The organism is Bacillus solitudinis, assembly GCF_002797395.1.
GTDB lineage: Bacteria > Bacillota > Bacilli > Bacillales > Bacillaceae_D > Halalkalibacter_A > Halalkalibacter_A solitudinis.
This window is the reverse complement of sequence record NZ_KZ454943.1, coordinates 3617847-3639417: the sequence shown is the minus strand read 5'-3', so window position 1 is coordinate 3639417 and position 21571 is coordinate 3617847. Positions and strand designations below refer to the sequence as shown.

Here is a 21571-nt window from a genome sequence, read left to right as displayed (position 1 = left end):
ATCACAATAAAAATAATTCACTATTGACTAAATGTGTAAATTTTTATACTTCTAATTTAGTGTTAGTTTGAAAGTCGTATCGATAGGCGTCATAAGATTCACCGATACGTGTTTACAATCAGGAGAATGATGATCTTTGTTAAGGACCTCAATCCAATGTTCATACGCTCCATTTGAAATTGTTATTGAATCGTTACCTGCGCTATATTTAAAAGTACCTCTTGTCAGAAAGAATTGGTCAGGGTTACTTCCAGCTTTTAAATGTTCACCTGAAAATTGCCCTTCTTTACCAAAAATAAATGTAACCTGTGTAAATATTTCCTCATGTTTATCTGAAGTTAAATGAATATCCCATGAACGTTCGCCTGGGAAAATATCCACCGTTAACAGATGTTTTTGCAAATGGGTAATCGGTCGATGGTGGTGCGGTAATAAATACCAAGGGGTTATGTTCTCCTCGACTTTCTCTAATTGAGATAAATATTCAGATGGAACTGGACCATGGTAGCCCTTTTCTAAAATCTTTTTTAAACGGTAGCCTCCTTGGATTTCTTTAAATTCATCAAAGTCGACAACGCCAGGTGAAAATGCTGTTGTAATCTTTGTTCCTAACAGCCTTACACTTCCATGACGCAAGGATAAAATTGATGGTGTGTTTGTCATGATCGTCGCACTCGTATTTTCCTTTTTGTATCGAACAATTGGTGAACCAAAGGCAAGGTGTGGCGAGCTGTGTAATATGTTCATATGGGACTGAGTGTTTTCTAGCTTTTGTAAATAAGTGTCCCGTGGGTGTGTTTCATTGATAATTTTCACATATTCATTCGGAATTTTTTTTCTCTCGATCGTCTCTTCCCTTATTAACGGAAATAGTAGATGACCAATCATCGCATTGTTATCAACGCTGCTAGGCTCAACTAGCTTTTCTAAAGCAAGGTCTGCCATATAAGCAAAGGTTCGGTTTTTATCGCAATGAGCCATTAACCGGTATATTAAATAGTAATTTGACAAGTTTGCCGTTGTCCCAAAATCCTGTCTCCCCGAATAATCTGTTACGACTTCCCCTGATGGATGAACAAGATATTGCATTAAATCAAGGTTTTTCCGTATAGGTTCCAGTAATTCAGGACGTTCTAAGTTTCTTGCGGCATGATAAAGCATTAGGTTACTTACCGCGTTATAAATTCCATTACTTCGCTCCGTCCACTCTCCGTCCGCTGTGTAGTCCAGTCCCTCAGCCAACCATTGCTCTGCCCTTATAAGCAATTCTTCATTAGAGAAGATTCGATATAAAAACGATAAAGCAGCAGTTATGACCCAGCGATGATTTGGTGTATGGCCCCCTCCCGTAAGTAAGGCGGGAATTGAGCGTTTGAGAAACAACCTTATATTTTCTCTAATATCTTTTAGTTGCTCCCATTCGTGCATATTTAAGACTTGGTAGACTTGAGACAACCCTACTACAACGAAGCCAGTGTCCGGAGGCGAATGGTAATTCGTTGCTCCTAATGAAATGGTTCCATCTGAATGCTGGTTATTCAGCATATAATCCGTGGCTCCACTTAACCTTTTTACTAACTCTTTATTATGGAAGTAGTTGGAGTCCGGGTTAACAATTGAGGCGACCCAGGCAGCGATAACTCTTGGGGTATTACCATGACTTGGTCTTGCAACCCCCATAATTGGGTCAATAATGCCTCCATAATATTTGCTTTTATTATCTTGCGACTGGTGTTCGAACATCTTAGCTGAAAAGGAATCGTTGATTTCAACCACTTTTTCGTACATAGTTACCTCCCTTGTACTGTTCCTTGAACATTTATGACTAAATGAATGAAGGAGTTTCCATAACCATAATACGGTTCTTGGAATCTAACAATAAAACAAATTCACAATCCTATAAAAATTCCTGTATAAGCGCTATCAATCTTTATCATCACTTTTAAAAAAGGGATTTTGACTATCAAAAATTACACTTTACGTTCGTGTACACTTTTTTTTATTGAACGCTTTGTTTGCCTAACTTATAATTACATAAATAATACCGTTATTATGGAAGGAGGAGTTTAAGTGGGAAACGGAGGTATTTATTTAAGTAAGCTTTATCGACTTTGCGAATGGATTACTAGGTTAGCTTATGTAAACCTCTTATGGATTACATTTTCACTATTTGGGGCGATTTTGTTTGGTTTTAGTCCTGCAACTGTTGCAATGTTTACGTTAATGAGGAAATGGGTGCAAGGGGAAACAGACATTCCTGTTTTCAAAACATTTTGGACAACGTATAAAACGGAGTTCTTAAAAAGTAATTTATTAGGAGGAGCACTGTTACTTATTGGTCTTGTCCTATTCATTGATTTACGATTTTTCCAATCCGGAACGACTACGTTTTCATTAGTATTTTCCTATATTGCCATTTTTCTATTCTTTCTTTTTCTTATCACTCTTCTCTTTGCCTATCCTGTATTTGTTCACTATAACTTATCAATTTTACAAATTATTAAAAATGCGTTCTTCCTTAGTATTTCTAATCCATTGTCGTTATTTCTGATGATTATAGGCATTACTACAATATATGTTGTGATGATGTACATTCCTGGACTCATTCCATTTTTCGGAGGGAGCCTACTCTCTTATGTATTAATGTGGTCTGCCCTTCAATCATTTCGCAAACTCGAAAAAGACTTAATGGATGATCGAAAATCAAACGTAGAATCGGATCCTATCTCTTAACAACAGGCCCACGTGGAAAAATTTGCGATATGAACATAAAGTCATGGCAAGAATATACCCTTATGGATCTCATTAATTTGATTATAATTAATGTCTTCAAGATTTACTACTTCACTACTCTATCATCTAAAAAGTCTTGAAAAGGAAATCTTAACAACATAAAAAGACTACTTCGTTAGAAAGGAAGTAGTCTATACTTTATATTTAATCTTAAAAGCCACCTTTTTAGATAGTATTTTCTAAAGACCTTTTGATATTCAGGTCAACTTGCAGGACTAGCTGTGCTCTATTCGATCTAAATAAAGTTCGTGTTCCAAAATTGTCAAAAAACCCCAACAGACAGCGAGAAACACCTGTAATAATTACAGGTGTTGGTCACAATAGTTTAAAGGAAACCTTATTTTACAGGCACTTGAGCTTTGTTTTGTGCCACACATTTGGTCACAAATCATCTATGTTGTCGCTTAAACTCCCCAACAACTTTACCTCCCAACCTTCCTCAACACTTCTTCCAAGCTCTCAGGCTTCAAAAACTCGACAGGAGAATGCCCTTTCTCGAAGTTCAAACTAAAGCCTTCCACAAGCAATACATACTTCCCATTCACCTTTGCAATGTGAATGTTTTCGCCGAAATCAGAAAGCAGTCCCTTTACTTGCACCTCATCTAATTTCAAGCTGAGACTAATCTCCGGGGCTTGCTCGACAAGATGTGCCGATGCTTCGACCACCTGCTCTGGTGTCCATTTCTCCTGCAGTTCACGTTTAGGCGTATTTGCCCAAGCTTCTATATACTCTTCTTCCTTCGCTCGCTCGGGACTCTCCTCTTGGTACGTCTCAGCGATGTGTTGTTGGGCAAACTGCACCACTTGGGTTCGCATGATTTCGGGCATCGATTGGTGGTATTCGACGAATTTTAGGAAGTCTTCGAAATAGCGAGCATGGGAGGATTGATGGAGTTTGAGCTCCCATTCTTCGACCATGCCTTCTTCCGGCATGTAGGGATATTGAATTGATTTCATATTACGGGTCGTAATTGCCATTTCAATATTGTGAATGAGTGTTTTTTCATCAGAAATCGAGGCTACCTTTTGTTCGAAATCGCATTTCAACACAAAAACAAACTTATCATCCATGTATTGTGTTAACTTCGCCCGAACAACGAGTAACACCCCTCCCCTAACAGCACTTGTATCAATATAAGCTCTTACTAATTCCTCACTACTTTTCCTAAACTCTTCCGTCACAGTCGCTTTACGGATTCGGTCGAAAAGATTATAGTTTGGATTTGACTTAAGTTCCTGACCGGGCTCAACCATAAATCTTCCGATTTTTGTTGGAACTTGCTCAGATTTAGGATTTCGTTCTACCTTACGTTTGGCTACTTTCATTAATTCGCCATCTAAAAATGACTTCAAAGCGCTATCTGTATACGTCTGTTCGTCTAACGTTTGAAAATGCGTAAATCGTTTATCCGTGTGTTCTCCTTGTCCTTCGACAGACACTACATAAAATGATAAAAACTCAATTGAAAAGTCCATGTATCTCACCTTTTATTATCTAGTTCTTTCTAACTTTCCTAGTATATCACTGATAGAGCAAAAGTGAACTTTCAATTGAATTAGTGTAATAATGATTCTGCTCCGTCGATGTAAATTTCGGTCCCTGTTATATGTGACGAAGCATCACTTGAGAGAAAACTTACTAAATCAGCAATTTGATGCTTTGTTCCAGGTCCATGTTCTAGAGGCTGTTCTCCCTCAGGAAAACGCACTGGAATTTCCACCTCTTTTACATTTGGAGAAAAATGAAGTGATTCTCCAATATTGGTTTCTATTGCCCCTGGACAGATGGCATTTACTCGAATGCTGTATCGTGCTAATTCCAAAGCTGCCATTTTCATAAATGCAATTTGCCCTGCTTTTGTTGTGCTATAAGCCGTAAAGCCAGCTTGAGAAAACATTCTATTTCCACTAACTGAGCTTGTAATAATAATACTCCCACCCTCTTTTTTCATATAAGGGATAACATATTTTACAGTTAAAAATGTACCTTTTAAGTTTATTGAAAGCGTTTTGTCCCAATCTTCGACTTTCAAGGATTCAATAGGAGACATCTCACCAGCAATTCCAGCATTAGCGAATAAAATATCTATCTGTCCCCAGTGCGATACCGTCTCGTTTATTGCGAGTTGAACTTGTTTTGCTATAGAAATATCACATCCTAGCACCAACGCTTCCCCACCACTCGTTTCAACCACTCTCTTTGTTTCTTGGATATTGTCTTTATTTACATCAAGTAGACTGATCTTAGCCCCTTCTCCGGCCAGTCGAATGGCAGTTGCTTGTCCCATTCCAGAACCAGCCCCTGTAACAACGGCAACTTTTCCTTCTAACGGTTTTGATTTATTCATAGTTATTCCTTTCATGAAGAATAATTTAGGCTTAGTTTAACTGGAATACCCGGTTTTACTCAAAAAAAAACTTCAGGTCTCCCTGAAGTTCATGAATGAATTGGATAATCAACAACGACTATGTTCTGGATATCCTCTTTAATCCGATTAACAAATTGTTGATGGATCGGATGAGTTTGGTAGTCACGAAGTGCATCTTCGTTCTCAAATGTTACCCTTAATCCGATTGAATAACCATGATGAAAATTAACTTCTTCAGTCACATTGACACCTGCGGATAAATTAACAATGCCTGGTATTGAATTCTCAAAAGCTAATAGGGTTTCTACTATTTCAAATTGGCTTTTTTCAGATACCACCTCTTTAAATTGAAAGCATACAATATGTTCAATCATCTTTTTTACCTGGCTCAAAGAACTCAATTCGTTCTTGATCAGGTCCATAGAAGAAAATATAATTTGAACCATTCGGAAGAGTACTGATGCTTTCATTAACAAACGTCACATTTAGTTCCTTTAGTCGTTCAATTTCAGTTTCTATGTCCTCTACCGTGAAAGCAATATGATGGACTCGCCCTTCCTCAGCAAACGATCCATCCTTTATTCCAACTAACTCAACCACCGTTTCTTGTGCGTTCGCAAATCCTAAAAAGCCAAGAGTAACCCCGTTCTCCAAATCTAGTCTATCGAAAACATCTAATCCAATAACGTCTTTGTAAAAAGCAATTGACGTTTCAATATCTGCCACCATAATGCCAACATGTTCAATTTTTTGCACAGCCATTCTTTCACATCCTTTTAAAAATTAAATTTTAATTTTACCATTCTTTCATTTTTACCACTTTATCCCAATTAGTACAACCGTTCCCTACCTTATTCAGAAGGAACAAAATGGAAGGCCGCTGAAAAAGTCCCTTTTAGCAGATTCGAGGAAGCAGCAATGGCTCCGATCGTCGCGCGCCCGCTATGAGAAACCCGCTCATAACGGACTTAAAAGAAGGCGACGTCTGTACTCATTGCTTAAAGGCCATTGAAAAAAGGTGAAAATCATACCTTTTTCAGTGGCCTTCAAAATGTTCAGGGCTTTTTCTGACCATTTTCATACTATTATGCACGATTAAATTCATCTGGATCTGGACCAATCCGTTTATCTTGATTCAAGGCATCAATTTGTTCGATGTCATTTTCTGTTAAGGTGAAGTCAAAGATATCTGCATTTTCAGCAATACGATGCGCTTTAACCGATTTAGGAATCGTGACAACCTCATTTTGATAATCCCAACGCAAAATAACTTGGGCTGTTGATTTATTGTACTTTTTAGCGATTTCAACTAGCGTCGGATCCTCGAGAAGCCCCCCTGCATTAATGGCGACCATGCTTCTAACTGAATTTGATTCTCTTTACAGAATGCATGAAGCTCTTTTTGTGTTAAACGTGGATGGTACTCAACTTGATTAACCATCGGCTTAATTTCACAATCGCTCATTAGGTCCTCAAGGTGATGGATTTTAAAATTACTTACCCCAATCGCCCGAATTTTTCCATCATTATAAAGCTTCTCAAATGCCTTCCATGTATTCTTATATTCATTTTTACTAGGGACTGGCCAATGAATCAAATATAAATCAAGATATTCTAAACCTAATTTCTTCATACTCTCTTCAAATGCAGCTAATGTAGTATCATAACCTTGCTCAGAATTCCACAGTTTTGTTGTTATGAAAAGATCCTCTCGTGGAATCCCCGATTCTGCAATTGCTTGACCTACTCCTTCTTCATTCCCATATATCGCAGCTGTATCAATGCTTCGATAGCCAAATTCTAGAGCAGCTTTAACTGAAGCCACAACTGCTTCGCCTTCTTCAACCTGGAATACCCCAAGTCCTACTCTCGGCATAGTCACTCCATTGTTTAGTGTTACACAGTTTGTTAAATCACCCATTATGTCTCACTCCTAATTTTTTTATTTAAGGTAAATAGAAATTACGTATCCAACGATGCTCTTTTAACTTTTCCACATATTCGGCTGAAAGTCCTTTACCATCACCAATTTGACAATTGCTTTTTACGTTTCGAATCGAACGCATTCCTGGAATGACAGTTGAAACAGCGGGGTGACTTAATACAAACCTTAAAGCCGTTTCTGGCATATCCTCCATACGAATGTTTAAGTCTGAGGTGATATTTTCGATTCGTTTAGCTAATTCAAGCTTACGATCACCTTTAAAATAATTATTTCTAAAATCTCCATCTGCAAAATTTGTTTCAGACGTGATTTGACCGGTTAGCCCTCCTTCATCTAAAGCAACACGAACAATTACACCCACATTATGCTTTTGACATAAAGGGAAAAGCTTGTCTGCAGGACGTTGTTCGAAAATATTATAAATCACTTGTACGCTATCCACGAGACCTGACTCAATTAATTTAAGTGCATTTTCCGGTTGATGGTCATTTACCGAAATACCAAAATACTTAATCTTCCCCTGTCTTTTCAATAAAGCTATAGCCTCTAGCCATTCCCCTTGATTGACCCATTCATCTGACCATACATGGAATTGCTGAAGGTCAATTGTATCCACTCCTAGGTTTTTTAGACTTAATTCAGTCGACGAAATAATATGTTCAGCAGGGTATGTATCTTCTACCTTAACACCCTCACGCGCTGGCCATTGAAGATTTTTAGGAGGAATTTTCGTTGCCACATGAATAGTCTCCGAACGTTCCTTTAAAACGCTTCCAATTAGTCGTTCACTATGTCCCTCCCCATAAGCTAGTGCCGTATCAATAAAATTCAATCCTAAATCAACCGCCGTATGTAAAGCTGTTAATGATTCCTTATCATTAGCTCCAATCCAGTTTGATTTTCCGATGCCCCAAGCACCATAACCAATTTCAGAAAGCTCTAGTTTCGTTTTCCCAAGTGAACGCTTGTTCATATTAAGCCTCCTTCATAATATAAAACCTTACATTTGTCATTATAATAGGTAATCATATACATGAAAAGTAGTGAACTTTTATAAAATAAATTACAAAAAAGTGACTTAGTTTCATTTTTATAGTAACTATAGTCAGTCGATTATGAGTTCAATCATTATTTAAATACGTACGAAAATAGGCCTTTCGATACTCTGATGGTGTCAGCTTTTCATACGATTTAAATAATCTCATAAAATATTTTTCATCTATGATTCCCACTGCATTTGAAATATCTTTCACTGATTGTTCAGTCCTTGTTAGAAGATCCTTGGCTTTAGAAATCTTAATTAAATGGATATATTCTTGCAGATTCATTCCAGTCCCTTGTTTAAACATTCTAGATAAATAATCTCGATTATACTTAAAATGTTCGGCGATTGTCATCACAGAAATATCGTTCATGGCAGCATTGATTCTCGTCCATTCTAAAATGGAAGAAATAACGTTTTCTTTTTTTGATTTATCATGATCAACATAGAGGTCTGATAGTGTTTGTTCTGATAATTCAATTAAGAGAGTTGTCATTAAATAGTCAACACCATTTTTATTCGTAAAGAACGAGTTGTCGACATCGAGCAATTGGTTCGCCAAAATTGATAACCTTTCCATTTTCTTTGGTTTTGAGCTTAGGGGAAGATACATCTTACTTTCCCGTCCTGCTGTATAGGGCGTCGTTTTCAATCGAAGGATCTCTTTGTTTAACGTATGGTTATTAATAAATTCTGTTTCTTCTTGGAGTTTAAAATGAAACCAGTAAAATGACGTTCCAGGCAGACATTCTTTATATCCACCATGGCGAACATCTGGTAAAACGAGTAGGACGTCTCCTCTATTCACCTCATACTCAATTCCTTCTTGATAAATATATAAAGTCTTACTCACTCCGATAATTAGTTCGAAACTGTCAATTTCTCGTTCTGCATGAGTCCATATTGAGGTTGAAATAAACTGACCACCATATAAATATCGAACGGGTGTTGTTGTTGTTGTTGTTATATATTTCACAAGCTCATCCTCCTCTTACATTTATTATAATTTATTAGTCAAGAAAATCCACCTAATGTATCTACCCAACTACCGACATACCCCTCGCTTAATGTTATGATTTACGGGTAGTTACAACTTGAATTTAAGGGAGGAATCTAATAGTGAAAGCGCATACACAGAAACGTAAGCCATCTGTTAAAATTAATGATTGGTTTTGGAATAAACGGATTGAAGTAATTAACGAGGAAGTGATTCCTTACCAATGGAAGGCATTAAATGATGAGCTTCCTAATACTGATCCAAGTCATGCAATTGAAAACTTTAAAATAGCTTCGGGTGAAACCAAGGGTGAATACTACGGGATGGTTTTTCAAGATAGTGATGTTGCTAAATGGCTTGAAGCTGTTGCTTATAGTCTTGAAAACAAGGCAAATCCCGAATTAGAAAAGCTTGCTGATTCCGTGATTGAGCTAATAGGACGCGCGCAGCAAAGTGATGGATATTTAAATACGTATTACACGATCAAAGAACCAGATAAGCGCTGGACGAACCTTCGTGATAATCATGAACTGTATTGCGCTGGACATTTAATCGAAGCTGCTGTTGCTTACTACGAGGCAACCGGAAAAAGACAATTTTTAGAGATCATGAGCCGGTATGCTGACTATATTGGGAGTGTATTCGGAACTGAAGAAGGTAAAATACCTGGTTATCCTGGTCATCAGGAAATAGAATTAGCTCTCGTACGGCTCTATCAAACTACGGGTAAAGAAAACTATTTAAAACTTAGTCAATACTTTATTGACCAACGTGGCACTGATCCTAATTATTTCCGAGTTGAAGCTGAGAAACGAGGCGACACTGAACCATTTTGGTGGAATGACGACCTTGGCTATCATCAAGCTCATCTTCCAGTTAGACAACAAACAAAAGCAGTTGGCCATGCTGTTCGCGCCGTATATATGTATACTGCAATGGCTGATTTAGCAGCAGAAACTGGAGATCCAGCACTCATTGATGCTTGTGAAACACTTTGGAACAACGTCACTCGCCAGCAAATGTATATTACAGCAGGTATTGGCCCGAGTGAATTTGGTGAAGCTTTTTCCTTTGATTATGACTTACCAAATGATACAGCTTATACAGAGACTTGTGCATCAATCGGTCTTGTCTTTTGGGCAAACCGCATGCAAAGACTCCAAAAGAAGGCTGAGTATGCAGATGTCATTGAACGTGCCTTGTATAATGGGACGATTAGTGGGATGGATTTAGATGGAAAGAAATTCTTCTATGTTAACCCCTTAGAGGTTACACCTGAAGTTGCTGAGCGCCGTCATGACTATCGTCACGTTAAACCAGTAAGACAAAAATGGTTCAAATGTGCATGCTGCCCTCCGAATATTGCTCGACTTGTTGCTTCATTAAATCATTATATTTATGCTCAAGAAAATAACGAACTTTATGTTCACTTATATATCGGAAGTAACGGCTCCTTTTCAATCGATGGTCAAGCTGTTTCCATTCAGCAAACAACGAACTATCCTTGGGATGGCACCGTTGATTTGACGGTCACACCTGATGAATCAAAAGAATTTACGATTGCCCTTCGCATCCCTGGTTGGGCTAGAGAAGCTTTTGTTTCTGTTAATGGGGAGAAAGTGAACATCGATATTCTTAATAAAGATGGATATGTATATATAAAACGCATTTGGCAGAAAAACGATACCATTCAACTCGTGTTGCCGATGGCGATTGAACGAATACAAACAAATCCAAAGGTAAGAGAGAATGCTGGAAAAATTGCTCTTGTGCGTGGTCCTATCGTCTATTGCTTAGAAGAAGTAGATAACGGAAAGGATCTTCAGTTGCTTTCTATCCCAACACATGCCTCTCTCTCAACAACATTCGAACCAAATCTGTTAGATGGAGTGACGGTCATTAACGGAGAAGCTGTACGAATGAATGAGGATAACTGGAAGGATGTACTGTATCGACCATGGACAGATTCCTCGTCCAAGGTCACCTTTAAAGCGATTCCTTATTTTGCATGGTGTAACCGTGAGCCTGGGGAGATGAGAGTTTGGTTGAATGAGACAAAGGAGTAGCTATAATATCAGCATCCAGGTGTCCAATTTGGGGCACCTTCTTCTGCTTAAAATGAGATGAATGATGGCAAACAATCCTATTTATTAGTATAATGTTAACATCGGAGTTTATTAGGAGGACAAAATTATGCAAATGGGTGGACTCATGGGAGGATTTTATAAAATCTCCGAATGGATCATGAGATTGGCGTATATCAACATTTTATGGATTTTATTTTCACTTCTTGGTCTTATTCTCTTTGGCGTATGGCCAGCAACCGCTGCAATGTTTGCGATTGTTAGAAAATGGATTATGGGGGAGCATGATATTCCCGTGTTTAAAACATTTTGGGGATACTATAAATCCGACTTTATTCGCATAAATCTACTAGGTTTATCACTTGCTATCATTGGCTATATTTTATACATTGATATTAAGTTTTTACAGGCCGCAGTAGATAGTTGGATAGGGGCACTTTATTTACCTGTATTAATTATGACTTTCTTCTATTATTTAATGCTGCTTTATGTTATCCCAGTTTATGTACATTATGATATTAAGCTATTTCAAGTTATTAAAAACTCCTTTTTAATTATGATTATGAATCCGTTAGCAAATGTCGCGTTGATTGTTAGTTGTTTAATGATTTACTTCTTAATGATTTCTTTCCCAGGTTTAATTATTTTTTTCGGGGCAAGCAGCCTAGCCTTCGTCATTATGTGGTCTACACAAATTGCTTTTAATAAAATTCAGAAAAAACGTGAAGCACAAAAAGAAGCGACGGAAGAGTAACAGCAAATTGAAGGGAGCTCGTTTTATGACAGAATGTAAATTAAATCATAGTGAAGATGATGTGGCAGCCAAATTAGTCGAACAATCGGATTATTTACCTTTGGATATACAGGAAGCTTTTCGAACATTCTTGAGTAATACACCTTCTCAACCAGAGTTGAATATAGCTTTTCATTTATTAAAAAAGTATGATTTGGCTACCATTGATGAGCGAAAAGAGCGACATCCAAAAATGTATGAATTACTTAATACGTAAAAAAAGCAAACGCTTCATGTTTCAGAAGCGTTTGCTTTTTTAGATATCAACGGTCCAATTCATATCATCGGGGATGAGACCCGTTTGAATGCCAGTTAACGTATCATACAATTTCTTTGATAAATCACCCGTTTTTTTCTCGTTAATAATCATCTGATGATGTTGCCAATTCATCTCACCAATCGGTGAAATTACAGCTGCAGTTCCTGTTCCAAATGCCTCTTCCAATTGTCCTGCTTGAGACGCTTTGTATAATTCCTCCATTGAAATCTTTCTTTCTATACAAGGAATACCCCATTTTCGTAATAACTCAATTATCGATTTTCTTGTAATACCTTCTAGGATACTACCATTAAGTTCAGGAGTAACAATTTCCCCATTAATTTTAAAGAAAACATTCATACTTCCGACTTCTTCGATATATTTCTTCTCTACCCCATCAAGCCATAGTACTTGAGCATACCCTTTACTTGTTGCACGTTCTTGAGCTTTATAGGCTGCTGAGTAATTTCCGGCCGTTTTAGCCGTCCCTGTTCCGCCTTTAACTGCTCTTGTATACTCATCTTCAACAAAAATTCCTACTGGATGAATACCTTCTGCGTAATAGGAACCAACAGGTGAAAGGATAATCATAAATGTGTATAGATTTGATGGGGCGACACTAAGATTTGGTTCTGTCGCTACTATAAAGGGACGTATGTATAAAGAGGTACCCTCTTTACGTGGGATCCATTCCTTTTCTAATTCAATTAGCTTTTTTAAATAAGAAAGTACTTGTTCTTCATCAATTGCGGGGATACTTAAGCGTTGACTAGACTGATTTAAACGGAGAAGATTTTGGGTTGGTCTAAATAATTTCACACGACCATCTTGCGTACGATATGCCTTCAACCCCTCAAAAACAGTTTGTCCATAATGGAAGATCATCGCCGCAGGATCTAAAGTAATCGGTTGATATGGTGTAATTCGTGGATCCATCCACCCTTTTCCTGCTACATAATTCATGGTAAACATATGATCTGTAAACTGTTTCCCAAACTGTAAGTTATCAGCACTCGGTTTCTCTTTTGGCTTTTGACTGGTTACAATCCTTAGTTTCGTTTCACTCATCTCTAGCTCTCCTTTTGTCTTTCTGCTTGCTTTAATTTTATTATAGAGGTTGTATAAAAACAACTTCTAGATTGATACGACAATCCAAACATAAATAAAACACTGGGGTTACTTGGTTATCTTCTATTTAACAAACGTAGAAAGACGATTGTCTAATTCTTTCATCCCTTTTGAAACTAGTTTAGCAACATGGTCTGCACCTTTTTTCGTGAAATGTGTTATATCTTCGCCCTTAACTGAAATCATAAATAACTCAAGGGCGTGGTCATAACCAATTGTAGAATAATAGTCAAGACTCATTGCCATCAAATCAATTAATTGAATGCTCTCTTCTAATGCCACTTCCTTCATAGCCATACAATAATCCTGAAAATCATTCACGAATTGACCATCTTTATAATGAAGTCTTCCTACTGGTGTTATAAGAATGGGAATCGCTTGTCTTTGCTTTGCCCCGTCAATATACATCTTTAAATACTCTTTATAGGTTGTAAATGGTTCTGTGTAACGTTCAGGTCTAGAGGGCGTTGCATCATTATGTCCCATCTGCAACAATAAATAGTCGTTTTCATTCAGTAATTGAAGTAGATTATTTAAACGGTCTTCTTTAACAAACGTTTTTGAGCTACGTCCCCCAATGGCATGGTTAAAGAACTTTATATCCTCACTAAAGTATTTTTCGATAAATTGCCCCCAACCAGCTTGAGGATCATCACTCTTGTATGTTTGCATCGTAGAATCACCTGCTAAAAAAACGTTTACATATTTACTCATCGCTCACTTCTCCTTATCATCATAATCGATACTATTACTAGTACTTACCACTAAACAACTAAACTCGCTAGTTCTTTTTAATAGTTAATTAAATTTCTTGTTTACGATCACTATCAGCAGGCACATCTATCTATATACAGTAAAAAAAGAGGGGTAGCCCTCCTCTCATTTTACCGTTTTATGAATAAATGAACGAACCTCTGTCTTATCTTTAATGAATTCTTCACTATAGACGGTTTTTGTTTGCGGATCAAATACAACAGCCTTAAATGTTTCGTCTTTGTCATTATAGCTAAGCTCTACTGCATCACCAAATTCTTCAGGCGGACGAAGCAAATCAAATATTTCAGAGTCTGCCGTGCCATCTTTTACATTGTTAATCTTTTGAATAATTTCTTCGTTTGTCATCTAATTCTCCTTTTCCAATTATTATACTACAATTCATATTCTCCTCAAAAAAAAAGACCTTATGCATTAGACATAAGGTCTCGGAACTTATTCAGTTAGATACGAACAACAATAGTCCACAACTGAATGAACTTTTAATTGAAATGATTCTTCAGCTGGGACATAAAAAGTTCCTTTACCATTTATTGTTTCCCAGTCTTTTCCTGCTAATTTATACTCAAGGTGACCTGCAAGAATTTCCATTTCTTCTTTTACATCAGTTGAAAATTCATAATCTCCAGGGAGCATGATTCCTAACGTCTTTTTTGTTCCATCTTCAAATAAAACCGCACGACTTGTTACTTTTCCATCAAAGTAGATATTTGCTTGTTTTAAAAGGGTTACGTTCTCAAATTGTGACATCATTCATTGTCCTCTCCTATGTAATCTTCATTAATTTATCACAGCTTTAGAAGATAAACAATAAGTTTTAACTATTCTCACTTCTTATCTGGAGCCACGGTCTATCCCCTTCCCACTTTACTGTTAATGGAACTTGAAAGGTTTGCTGAAGCAGAATGTCTGATAAAGTTTCTTTTTTACATCCAGCTTTTATCAAAAATCCATCACGTAATAACAGCGCATGAGAAATCGCAGGTACGACTTCTTCGATATGATGCGTGACGTAGATAAGAGTAGGGCCTTCTTTGGTTGAAGCTAGTTCTTGAATCGTCTCAAGTAATTGTTCACGTGCAAACACATCTAAGCCGTTACATGGTTCATCTAAGATAAGCAGTTTGGGTTCTGCCATTAAAGCACGAGCTATGATCACTCTTCTTTTTTCCCCTTGTGATAAATGAATATATCGTTGATGTACCAAGTGATTAATTTTTAATTGTTTCAGAAGACTATACGCTTTTTCTTCATCATCTATTGTTGTTTGTTCATAAAGACCTACTGAAGCATACTTCCCGCTCATGACAACGTCAAGTGCTCGATCATACGTTCTCGATAAAAATCGTTCATCTAATGAAGCGCTAACCCAACCAATTTTTTTGCGGATCTCATGAATATTAACTTGGCCAAATATTTCGCCTAGTACTTGAACCCTGCCTTTTGTTGGCCAAAGATAGCCCGTTACCATTTGTAATAATGAAGTTTTTCCAGAGCCATTTAATCCTAAGACCACCCAATGTTCTCCTTTGTTTACTTGCCATGTTACTTGATTAAGTATCGTATTTTCTTCAGGTTGCCAGACGATATTGTCTAATGATATAACCGATTTATTCATTTTTAATTAATCCTTTCGAATGTCCGTATTTCTCCACTTTAATAAAACCCAACCACTACCTACATAGAGGACAGAACTGCAATAAAAGATTAATTCAATTGTAAAGAAATCCGCTAGAAATCCTCCAATCATAATTGCAACCGCTGAAAAAATGGATGTCCAAAAGTGATAGTTCCCTATTTTCGGGCCTCTATCCCCGCCATCTGTTAAATTTGCGACCACTGTCTTTTCTCCGTGTTTTTGAAGGGCACCCAACAACCCTAAAATGAGTTGGATGAGATAAACATGTTCAATAAGAACAAGGTTCGGTATGAATAAAAGGACAAGGGCCATCCCCCAGGAATGGGCAATGAGAAAGCTTTGTCCTTCAAATTTCTTTGACCAACGACCTATAATCGGATGGAACAAAGCAGAACTAAGTGCAAACAATCCATATGCAAATCCAAACTGGGAGTAGCTTGAACCAACGTTATTTAAAAATAAGATGTAAAAAGGGAAGATTAAACTACTTGCAAAAAAAATTATGCTTTGAGTGACGGTTAACGATACAAAATGCTTCGCTTTCATCTATTTATACCTTTCATAAAAGAAATTAACAAACTGGTCGTTCGGATCATATCTATGTTTTTGCTTAAAAAACTCATTCGTTCGTGGATATGCTTCTAGCATTTGTTCTTTAGTAGGATAGAGCATATACGGTAAGTAATAGCTTCCTCCATAGGAAAGTGTTATATCCACCATTTTTCGTATGACACGTTCAGTCTCTTTTTGTTGCTCTTGGCTAAACCCTTGATTGATTAAAAGAACAAGTGCGAAGCTATCCTCCTTGGCATAAGACAGAACCGCTTCATCATTTTTCGATACGTAGCGAATCGTGATATTCACTAGATTTAATTCTTCCTTCTCTAAAAGCTTTCTTAAATCATCGATATATTCTGTAAAATGATTAATTGGTATAAAGTATTCTTGAAGAACATCCGTGTTTTTATCATTCTCGTACTCAAGGAATTTAGATTCAGAACGCATGACGTTGTTTCTCGTCATATATGTACCATCTTGTTTTTCAAAATACGTTTTCTGTGTATCCCAGAACCAATTTCTCCCCCATTCATAGTTTCTGGCTAACCCAAGAGAAAATTTCGTTACTGCCGTATATTGTTCTTTCTTAAGTTCGTTAATCTCTTCCAAACCTGTCTTATCCGTAAGATAATAATTAGTCACATACATGTCTTCTAAAAAATAATTCGATGCTGTCGATATTCGCGCAAGATGCATATGTACATCTGGATTTAAGAGAACTTGTTCTTTAAAGTAATCAGTATACTCACTATAATTTAGCGCTTTCGTGTCCATGCGATATACTTCATCCTCTGTTAAATCCAGTTCCACTTCAAGAATGACCCCAAATAACCCATAACCGCCAATGACCAGTGAAAAAAGTTCCTCGTTTTCCTCTCTACTTACCTCGATAATCATTCCGTTAGCAGTCAGCAACTTAAATGCTTTTACAGTATCAATGAGAGATCCAAAGCGTATATCTCTTCCATGAGCATTCGCACTTATTGATCCACCTACTGTAAAGATATTTTGTGATTGCATAATTTTTATAGCAAGTCCATATGGGTTAATATGTGTTTGAATATCGTTCCAAGTGGCTCCACTTTGTACCGTTATCGTTTGCTGTTTAGGATCAAACGAAAGAATTTTATTGTAGGTTGTCATATCCAATACGATAGCGTCATGATAGTACGTATGGCCGCCCATACTATGCCGAGTTCCGGCTATTGAAATCGGCAAGTTCTTCTCCTGCGCTTCTTGAATGACTTCAGTAAGACTTTCTTCATTAAAATGGATAAGTTTTTTTATTTTTACGGGCATAAGTCTACTAACATCCGTCATAACGCTAGCATCTCTAGATGATTCTTGGTCTTTAGTTACGAAAAAAGCAAATAAAGCTATATATATAACTAAAAAGATTATCAAGTATAGCCGATTCTTCATCCAATTCTTCCTTTCAAGTTAACTACTATATCCTTTACATTATACGAATTTCTCAATTCTTGCAAAATTGTTTTTTATTCACATATACTTAAACTAATAATTCGGATAGTGAAGATGTGCTTGAATGCTAGCAGATGCATGTGAATTTATATTATGAAAAGAAGGAGCCTCAACTTGAGACTCCTTTTTTTCATAATATAAAATTTTGATTTAAATTGTCCATTCATCGTGAATGAGTCCAACTAGATACCATTGACCGTTAGTTTCCTCCATGACAACGCGAAGACTTCTCCAATCCATTCCTTCATACTGTTCCTCGAAACCTGGAAAATGATATTCCACGATCATGGCTTCAGGATAAACCTGCTGGCTATTATCGAGAGTATTTCCTTGTCCTAAACGTTCATTAATTGCTATTTCTTCCGCGTCAATATAATCAACATCATAGACAAATTCGTCATAATACTCTTTAAAAGTTAGTTCAATTGGGTCTCCTGTACCATCAAACGCTCCCCAATTATACACCGAATTATCTTCCCATCTCTCGACAATTTCATTTTTCAAAAAGACTTGATCTGAATTTTCGTCAACATAGCCATATGGTGTAAAGCGAACACCTTTTTCTGGATGAACCTTCTCTGCTAAGCTCTGTATATCCTTGTCATGAAGAAACTTAACTATTTGGTCTGCAGCTTCCTCTATCGTTAACCTCTCATTGGCTTCTTCATCTTCATTTTCATTATCTTGTTCCGGCTTTTCTGGAAGCTTGGTTTCCTCTTCATTTGGATTATTTGGTTCTATAATGTTTGGTTCACTTACGTCTGGCTCAGGTTCGACGGGGGCAGATGAATTCGTACATCCTAATAAGAAGATTCCTGATACAACTAAAACAATTAACATATTTTTCATGAATTAGCCTCCTTCATCTTTTACTCAGTATAACAAATACTTTTTTTAGTAGCTACATAGACCTTGTCAAGTAATTTTCAAACTTTAACCCTTAAAAAAAACCGAGCAATATTTGCTCGGTCCAAACCACTATTAAGATTTCCTTTTGTTCATAATATCAAATGCTACAGCGGCAAGAAGAACTAAACCTTTAATCGCTTGTTGCCAGTCAATACCTAGACCCATAATCGACATCCCGTTATTCATTACACCCATAACGAGTCCCCCGACAACCGCACCACCAACAGAACCAACACCACCGTATGCAGACGCTCCACCGATAAATACGGCAGCAATTGCATCAAGCTCGAATAGTGTACCTGCACGAGGAGTAGCCGCGTTTAAACGAGCTGCGAAAATTAAACCGGAAAGAGCTGATAACATCCCCATGTTAACAAACACACCGAATGTTACTTTTTTCGTTTTCACACCGGATAAACTTGCTGCTTTTAAGTTTCCACCTACAGCATAAATGTGACGACCAACAATTGTCTTCTTCATTACAAAGACGTAAATCGCTATTAAAACGGCTAAAATAATTAGAATATACGGAATACCACGATAAGTTGCTAAAACATACGTAAACAAATTAACGATAAGAAGAATACCAACAATTTTCGTGTAAAATAAACCGGTTGGTAGTACATCAAAATTATACTTTAAAAGATTATTACGATTCTTAAAATCTAATACGACCAACACCAGAGAAACGATAATACCTATAATTATTGTTAAAATGTGTAAATTTTCGCCTCCAAATGGATCTGCAATAAATCCATTACTAATGCGTTGGAACTCTTGTGGAAATGGAGAAAGTGATTGACCTTTTAATATAACAAACGTCAAACCTCTAAATAATAGCATCCCTGCTAATGTTACAATAAAAGCTGGAATTCCAAAATACGCCACCCAATATCCTTGCCAAGCTCCAATTAATGCTCCAATTAGTAAACAAATGATGACAGCTAGCCATGCATTCATTTGCATATTTACCATAAGAATACCCGATACGGCACCGACAAAGGCTGCAATCGATCCGACAGACAAGTCAATATGTCCTGTGATAATTATAAGTACCATACCAATAGCCAAAACTAAAATATAACTATTTTGGAGGATTAAGTTCGTAATATTAATTGGTTTTAATAACACACCATCGGTAATAAATTGAAACAATAGAACGATTAATACTAATGCAATAATCATGCTATACTGTCTCATATTATTTTTTAGAAGATCTTTTAAAGCGTTCATCTTTCTACCTCCCACTTACTTTTTAGTCATAAACTTCATTAACGCTTCCTGTGTTGCAGCTTCCTTGCCAACTTCTCCTGTTATTTCACCTTCATTCATAACGTAAATTCGGTCACACATTCCGATAACCTCAGGTAATTCAGATGAAATGATTAAAACTCCCTTACCTTGCTCTGCAAGTTGATTAATAATTGTATAAATTTCAAACTTCGCTCCGACATCAATACCACGAGTTGGCTCATCTAAAATTAAGATATCAGGTTCTGTAAACATCCATTTACTTAAAACAACTTTTTGCTGATTTCCCCCACTTAGATTTCCAACCGTTTGTGACACACTTGGCGTTTTTATGTTCATTTTTTTACGGTAATCCTCAGCATGGACAAACTCTTCATTCTCGTTAACAACAGCGGTTTTTGTAATTCTATCAAGATTTGCAAGGGTAATGTTTTGCTTAATATCATCCATTAAAATTAGACCATATTCTTTTCTATCCTCACTTACATAGGCAATTCCTTCTTTAATTGCTTTATTAACATCAGAAAGGTTTAAGAGTTTTCCATCTTTAAATACTTCTCCTGTTATTTTCTTTCCGTAAGATTTCCCGAAAATACTCATCGCAAGTTCTGTTCTGCCTGCACCCATTAGACCTGCAATTCCAACAATTTCCCCTTTTCGGATATTTAGATTTACATTTTTTACAACTTGCCGATCACTTTGAAGTGGATGAAATACGTTCCAATTTTTTACTTCAAAAAATGTCTCGCCAATTTTCGGATCGCGCTCGGGGTAACGGTTCGTCAAACTACGTCCAACCATTCCTTTAATAATACGGTCTTCAGTTATTTCAGAAGCGGCTAATGTTTCTATCGATTGCCCATCACGAATAATCGTAACTGAATTGGCTATTTTTTTAATTTCGTTTAATTTATGAGAGATAATGATAGCAGACATCCCTTGGCTTCTTAATTCTATGAGGAGATTCAATAAATTCTCACTATCATTTTCATTAAGAGCTGCCGTTGGCTCATCTAAAATAAGTAATTTTACATTTTTAGACAATGCTTTTGCAATTTCTACTAATTGCTGTTTCCCAACCCCGATGTCTTTAATTAACGTATCTGGTGACTCACTTAATCCAACTTTATCTAATAATTGTTTCGTTTTAACTTTCGTTTGGTTCCAATCGATAACACCTTTTTTTGCTTGTTCATTTCCTAAAAAAATATTTTCCGCGATGGAAAGTTCTGGAATGAGTGCTAGTTCCTGATGAATAATAACGATCCCTAAATTTTCACTTTGTTTAATATCCTTAAATTCACAGATCTTTTCTTCAAATAAGATATCACCCTCATATGTTCCATAAGGATAAACACCACTTAATACCTTCATTAATGTTGATTTACCTGCACCATTTTCCCCGCAGAGCGCATGGATTTCTCCTTTAATTACTTTTAAACTAACGTTATCAAGTGCCTTAACTCCAGGGAATTCCTTGGTGATATTTTTCATTTCTAAAATAATTGATTGCATTTACCTCACCACGCCCTCATAGGTTAATAAA

General features: G+C 36.8%; 21 protein-coding genes and 1 pseudogene. 4 read left to right on the top strand and 18 right to left on the bottom strand.

The features are described 5' to 3' along the window. Window positions 1-51: 51 nt before the first annotated feature. Window positions 52-1788 (bottom strand): hypothetical protein, encoded by a 1737-nt coding sequence (locus CEF19_RS17905; RefSeq protein WP_100407323.1) that lies wholly within the window; start codon window positions 1786-1788, stop codon window positions 52-54. Between the two features lie 282 nt (window positions 1789-2070). On the opposite strand from CEF19_RS17905, the gene CEF19_RS17900 reads away from it, so the two are divergent. Continuing rightward, the gene (locus CEF19_RS17900; RefSeq protein WP_227522022.1) at window positions 2071-2733 is read left to right on the top strand and encodes a YesL family protein; all 663 of its coding nucleotides are present in this window, start codon (window positions 2071-2073) and stop codon (window positions 2731-2733) included. Window positions 2734-3215: 482 nt separating this feature from the next. Here the strand turns inward: CEF19_RS17900 and CEF19_RS17895 are convergent, their stop codons facing one another. The 7 genes and pseudogenes from CEF19_RS17895 to CEF19_RS17865 form a co-directional block, all read right to left on the bottom strand. Then, window positions 3216-4271 carry a DUF3900 domain-containing protein gene (locus tag CEF19_RS17895; protein ID WP_100407322.1) on the bottom strand — a complete coding sequence of 352 codons (1056 nt, stop codon included), beginning with the start codon at window positions 4269-4271 and terminating at the stop codon, window positions 3216-3218. An 80-nt stretch (window positions 4272-4351) separates the two neighbouring features. Further along, window positions 4352-5143 (bottom strand): SDR family oxidoreductase, encoded by a 792-nt coding sequence (locus CEF19_RS17890; protein ID WP_100407321.1) that lies wholly within the window; start codon window positions 5141-5143, stop codon window positions 4352-4354. Window positions 5144-5232: 89 nt separating this feature from the next. Then, entirely contained in the window at window positions 5233-5538 is a 306-nt protein-coding gene (locus CEF19_RS17885) for a Dabb family protein (RefSeq protein ID WP_157800997.1), read from the bottom strand. Beyond that, complete coding sequence (locus CEF19_RS17880; RefSeq protein WP_100407319.1) at window positions 5531-5926, bottom strand: VOC family protein; 396 nt, start codon at window positions 5924-5926, stop codon at window positions 5531-5533. The genes CEF19_RS17885 and CEF19_RS17880 overlap by 8 nt, the downstream gene beginning before the upstream one ends. A gap of 323 nt (window positions 5927-6249) precedes the next feature. After that, a pseudogene (locus tag CEF19_RS17875) lies at window positions 6250-7085 on the bottom strand (aldo/keto reductase). A gap of 25 nt (window positions 7086-7110) precedes the next feature. Next, window positions 7111-8082, bottom strand: coding sequence for an aldo/keto reductase (locus CEF19_RS17870; protein ID WP_100407318.1), 972 nt, complete (start codon window positions 8080-8082; stop codon window positions 7111-7113). A gap of 148 nt (window positions 8083-8230) precedes the next feature. Continuing rightward, complete coding sequence (locus tag CEF19_RS17865) at window positions 8231-9127, bottom strand: AraC family transcriptional regulator (RefSeq protein WP_100407317.1); 897 nt, start codon at window positions 9125-9127, stop codon at window positions 8231-8233. Between the two features lie 143 nt (window positions 9128-9270). Between CEF19_RS17865 and CEF19_RS17860 the strand changes: the two genes are divergently transcribed. From CEF19_RS17860 to CEF19_RS17850, 3 genes are all read left to right on the top strand, one after another. Further along, window positions 9271-11214 (top strand): glycoside hydrolase family 127 protein, encoded by a 1944-nt coding sequence (locus tag CEF19_RS17860; RefSeq protein WP_100407316.1) that lies wholly within the window; start codon window positions 9271-9273, stop codon window positions 11212-11214. A 127-nt stretch (window positions 11215-11341) separates the two neighbouring features. Beyond that, on the top strand, window positions 11342-11986 hold the full coding sequence (locus CEF19_RS17855; RefSeq protein ID WP_100407315.1) for a YesL family protein: 645 nt from the start codon (window positions 11342-11344) through the stop codon (window positions 11984-11986). 25 nt (window positions 11987-12011) lie between these two features. Next, complete coding sequence (locus CEF19_RS17850) at window positions 12012-12242, top strand: group-specific protein (protein WP_100407314.1); 231 nt, start codon at window positions 12012-12014, stop codon at window positions 12240-12242. A 39-nt stretch (window positions 12243-12281) separates the two neighbouring features. Here the strand turns inward: CEF19_RS17850 and CEF19_RS17845 are convergent, their stop codons facing one another. From CEF19_RS17845 to mmsA, 10 genes are all read right to left on the bottom strand, one after another. Beyond that, window positions 12282-13352, bottom strand: a complete 1071-nt coding sequence (locus CEF19_RS17845; RefSeq protein ID WP_100407313.1) for a branched-chain amino acid aminotransferase — start codon at window positions 13350-13352, stop codon at window positions 12282-12284. Window positions 13353-13475: 123 nt separating this feature from the next. Further along, the gene (locus CEF19_RS17840) at window positions 13476-14126 is read right to left on the bottom strand and encodes a rhamnogalacturonan acetylesterase (protein ID WP_100407312.1); all 651 of its coding nucleotides are present in this window, start codon (window positions 14124-14126) and stop codon (window positions 13476-13478) included. Between the two features lie 165 nt (window positions 14127-14291). Further along, complete coding sequence (locus tag CEF19_RS17835; RefSeq protein WP_100407311.1) at window positions 14292-14534, bottom strand: hypothetical protein; 243 nt, start codon at window positions 14532-14534, stop codon at window positions 14292-14294. A gap of 87 nt (window positions 14535-14621) precedes the next feature. Next, the gene (ppnP, locus tag CEF19_RS17830) at window positions 14622-14936 is read right to left on the bottom strand and encodes a pyrimidine/purine nucleoside phosphorylase (RefSeq protein ID WP_100408365.1); all 315 of its coding nucleotides are present in this window, start codon (window positions 14934-14936) and stop codon (window positions 14622-14624) included. 67 nt (window positions 14937-15003) lie between these two features. Continuing rightward, window positions 15004-15804, bottom strand: a complete 801-nt coding sequence (locus CEF19_RS17825) for an ABC transporter ATP-binding protein (protein WP_100407310.1) — start codon at window positions 15802-15804, stop codon at window positions 15004-15006. Between the two features lie 6 nt (window positions 15805-15810). Beyond that, the gene (locus CEF19_RS17820; RefSeq protein ID WP_100407309.1) at window positions 15811-16371 is read right to left on the bottom strand and encodes an MFS transporter; all 561 of its coding nucleotides are present in this window, start codon (window positions 16369-16371) and stop codon (window positions 15811-15813) included. Beyond that, on the bottom strand, window positions 16372-17805 hold the full coding sequence (locus CEF19_RS17815) for an FAD-binding oxidoreductase (RefSeq protein WP_100407308.1): 1434 nt from the start codon (window positions 17803-17805) through the stop codon (window positions 16372-16374). 210 nt (window positions 17806-18015) lie between these two features. Then, window positions 18016-18714 (bottom strand): hypothetical protein, encoded by a 699-nt coding sequence (locus CEF19_RS17810; protein ID WP_100407307.1) that lies wholly within the window; start codon window positions 18712-18714, stop codon window positions 18016-18018. A gap of 132 nt (window positions 18715-18846) precedes the next feature. Continuing rightward, complete coding sequence (gene mmsB / locus CEF19_RS17805) at window positions 18847-20007, bottom strand: multiple monosaccharide ABC transporter permease (RefSeq protein WP_100407306.1); 1161 nt, start codon at window positions 20005-20007, stop codon at window positions 18847-18849. A 15-nt stretch (window positions 20008-20022) separates the two neighbouring features. Then, a complete protein-coding gene (gene mmsA, locus CEF19_RS17800) occupies window positions 20023-21540 on the bottom strand; it encodes a multiple monosaccharide ABC transporter ATP-binding protein (protein WP_100407305.1) in 1518 nt (505 codons plus the stop codon). Between the last annotated feature and the right edge of the window lie 31 nt (window positions 21541-21571).

Coding starts and splice junctions, on each gene's coding strand:
- CEF19_RS17905 (WP_100407323.1), bottom strand. CDS start 1,788: ATGTACGAAAAAGTGGTTGAAATCAACGATTCCTTTTCAGCTAAGATG.
- CEF19_RS17895 (WP_100407322.1), bottom strand. CDS start 4,271: ATGGACTTTTCAATTGAGTTTTTATCATTTTATGTAGTGTCTGTCGAA.
- CEF19_RS17890 (WP_100407321.1), bottom strand. CDS start 5,143: ATGAATAAATCAAAACCGTTAGAAGGAAAAGTTGCCGTTGTTACAGGG.
- CEF19_RS17885 (WP_157800997.1), bottom strand. CDS start 5,538: ATGATTGAACATATTGTATGCTTTCAATTTAAAGAGGTGGTATCTGAA.
- CEF19_RS17880 (WP_100407319.1), bottom strand. CDS start 5,926: ATGGCTGTGCAAAAAATTGAACATGTTGGCATTATGGTGGCAGATATT.
- CEF19_RS17870 (WP_100407318.1), bottom strand. CDS start 8,082: ATGAACAAGCGTTCACTTGGGAAAACGAAACTAGAGCTTTCTGAAATT.
- CEF19_RS17855 (WP_100407315.1), top strand. CDS start 11,342: ATGCAAATGGGTGGACTCATGGGAGGATTTTATAAAATCTCCGAATGG.
- CEF19_RS17850 (WP_100407314.1), top strand. CDS start 12,012: ATGACAGAATGTAAATTAAATCATAGTGAAGATGATGTGGCAGCCAAA.
- CEF19_RS17845 (WP_100407313.1), bottom strand. CDS start 13,352: ATGAGTGAAACGAAACTAAGGATTGTAACCAGTCAAAAGCCAAAAGAG.
- CEF19_RS17840 (WP_100407312.1), bottom strand. CDS start 14,126: ATGAGTAAATATGTAAACGTTTTTTTAGCAGGTGATTCTACGATGCAA.
- CEF19_RS17835 (WP_100407311.1), bottom strand. CDS start 14,534: ATGACAAACGAAGAAATTATTCAAAAGATTAACAATGTAAAAGATGGC.
- ppnP (WP_100408365.1), bottom strand. CDS start 14,936: ATGTCACAATTTGAGAACGTAACCCTTTTAAAACAAGCAAATATCTAC.
- CEF19_RS17825 (WP_100407310.1), bottom strand. CDS start 15,804: ATGAATAAATCGGTTATATCATTAGACAATATCGTCTGGCAACCTGAA.
- CEF19_RS17820 (WP_100407309.1), bottom strand. CDS start 16,371: ATGAAAGCGAAGCATTTTGTATCGTTAACCGTCACTCAAAGCATAATT.
- CEF19_RS17815 (WP_100407308.1), bottom strand. CDS start 17,805: ATGAAGAATCGGCTATACTTGATAATCTTTTTAGTTATATATATAGCT.
- CEF19_RS17810 (WP_100407307.1), bottom strand. CDS start 18,714: ATGAAAAATATGTTAATTGTTTTAGTTGTATCAGGAATCTTCTTATTA.
- mmsB (WP_100407306.1), bottom strand. CDS start 20,007: ATGAACGCTTTAAAAGATCTTCTAAAAAATAATATGAGACAGTATAGC.
- mmsA (WP_100407305.1), bottom strand. CDS start 21,540: ATGCAATCAATTATTTTAGAAATGAAAAATATCACCAAGGAATTCCCT.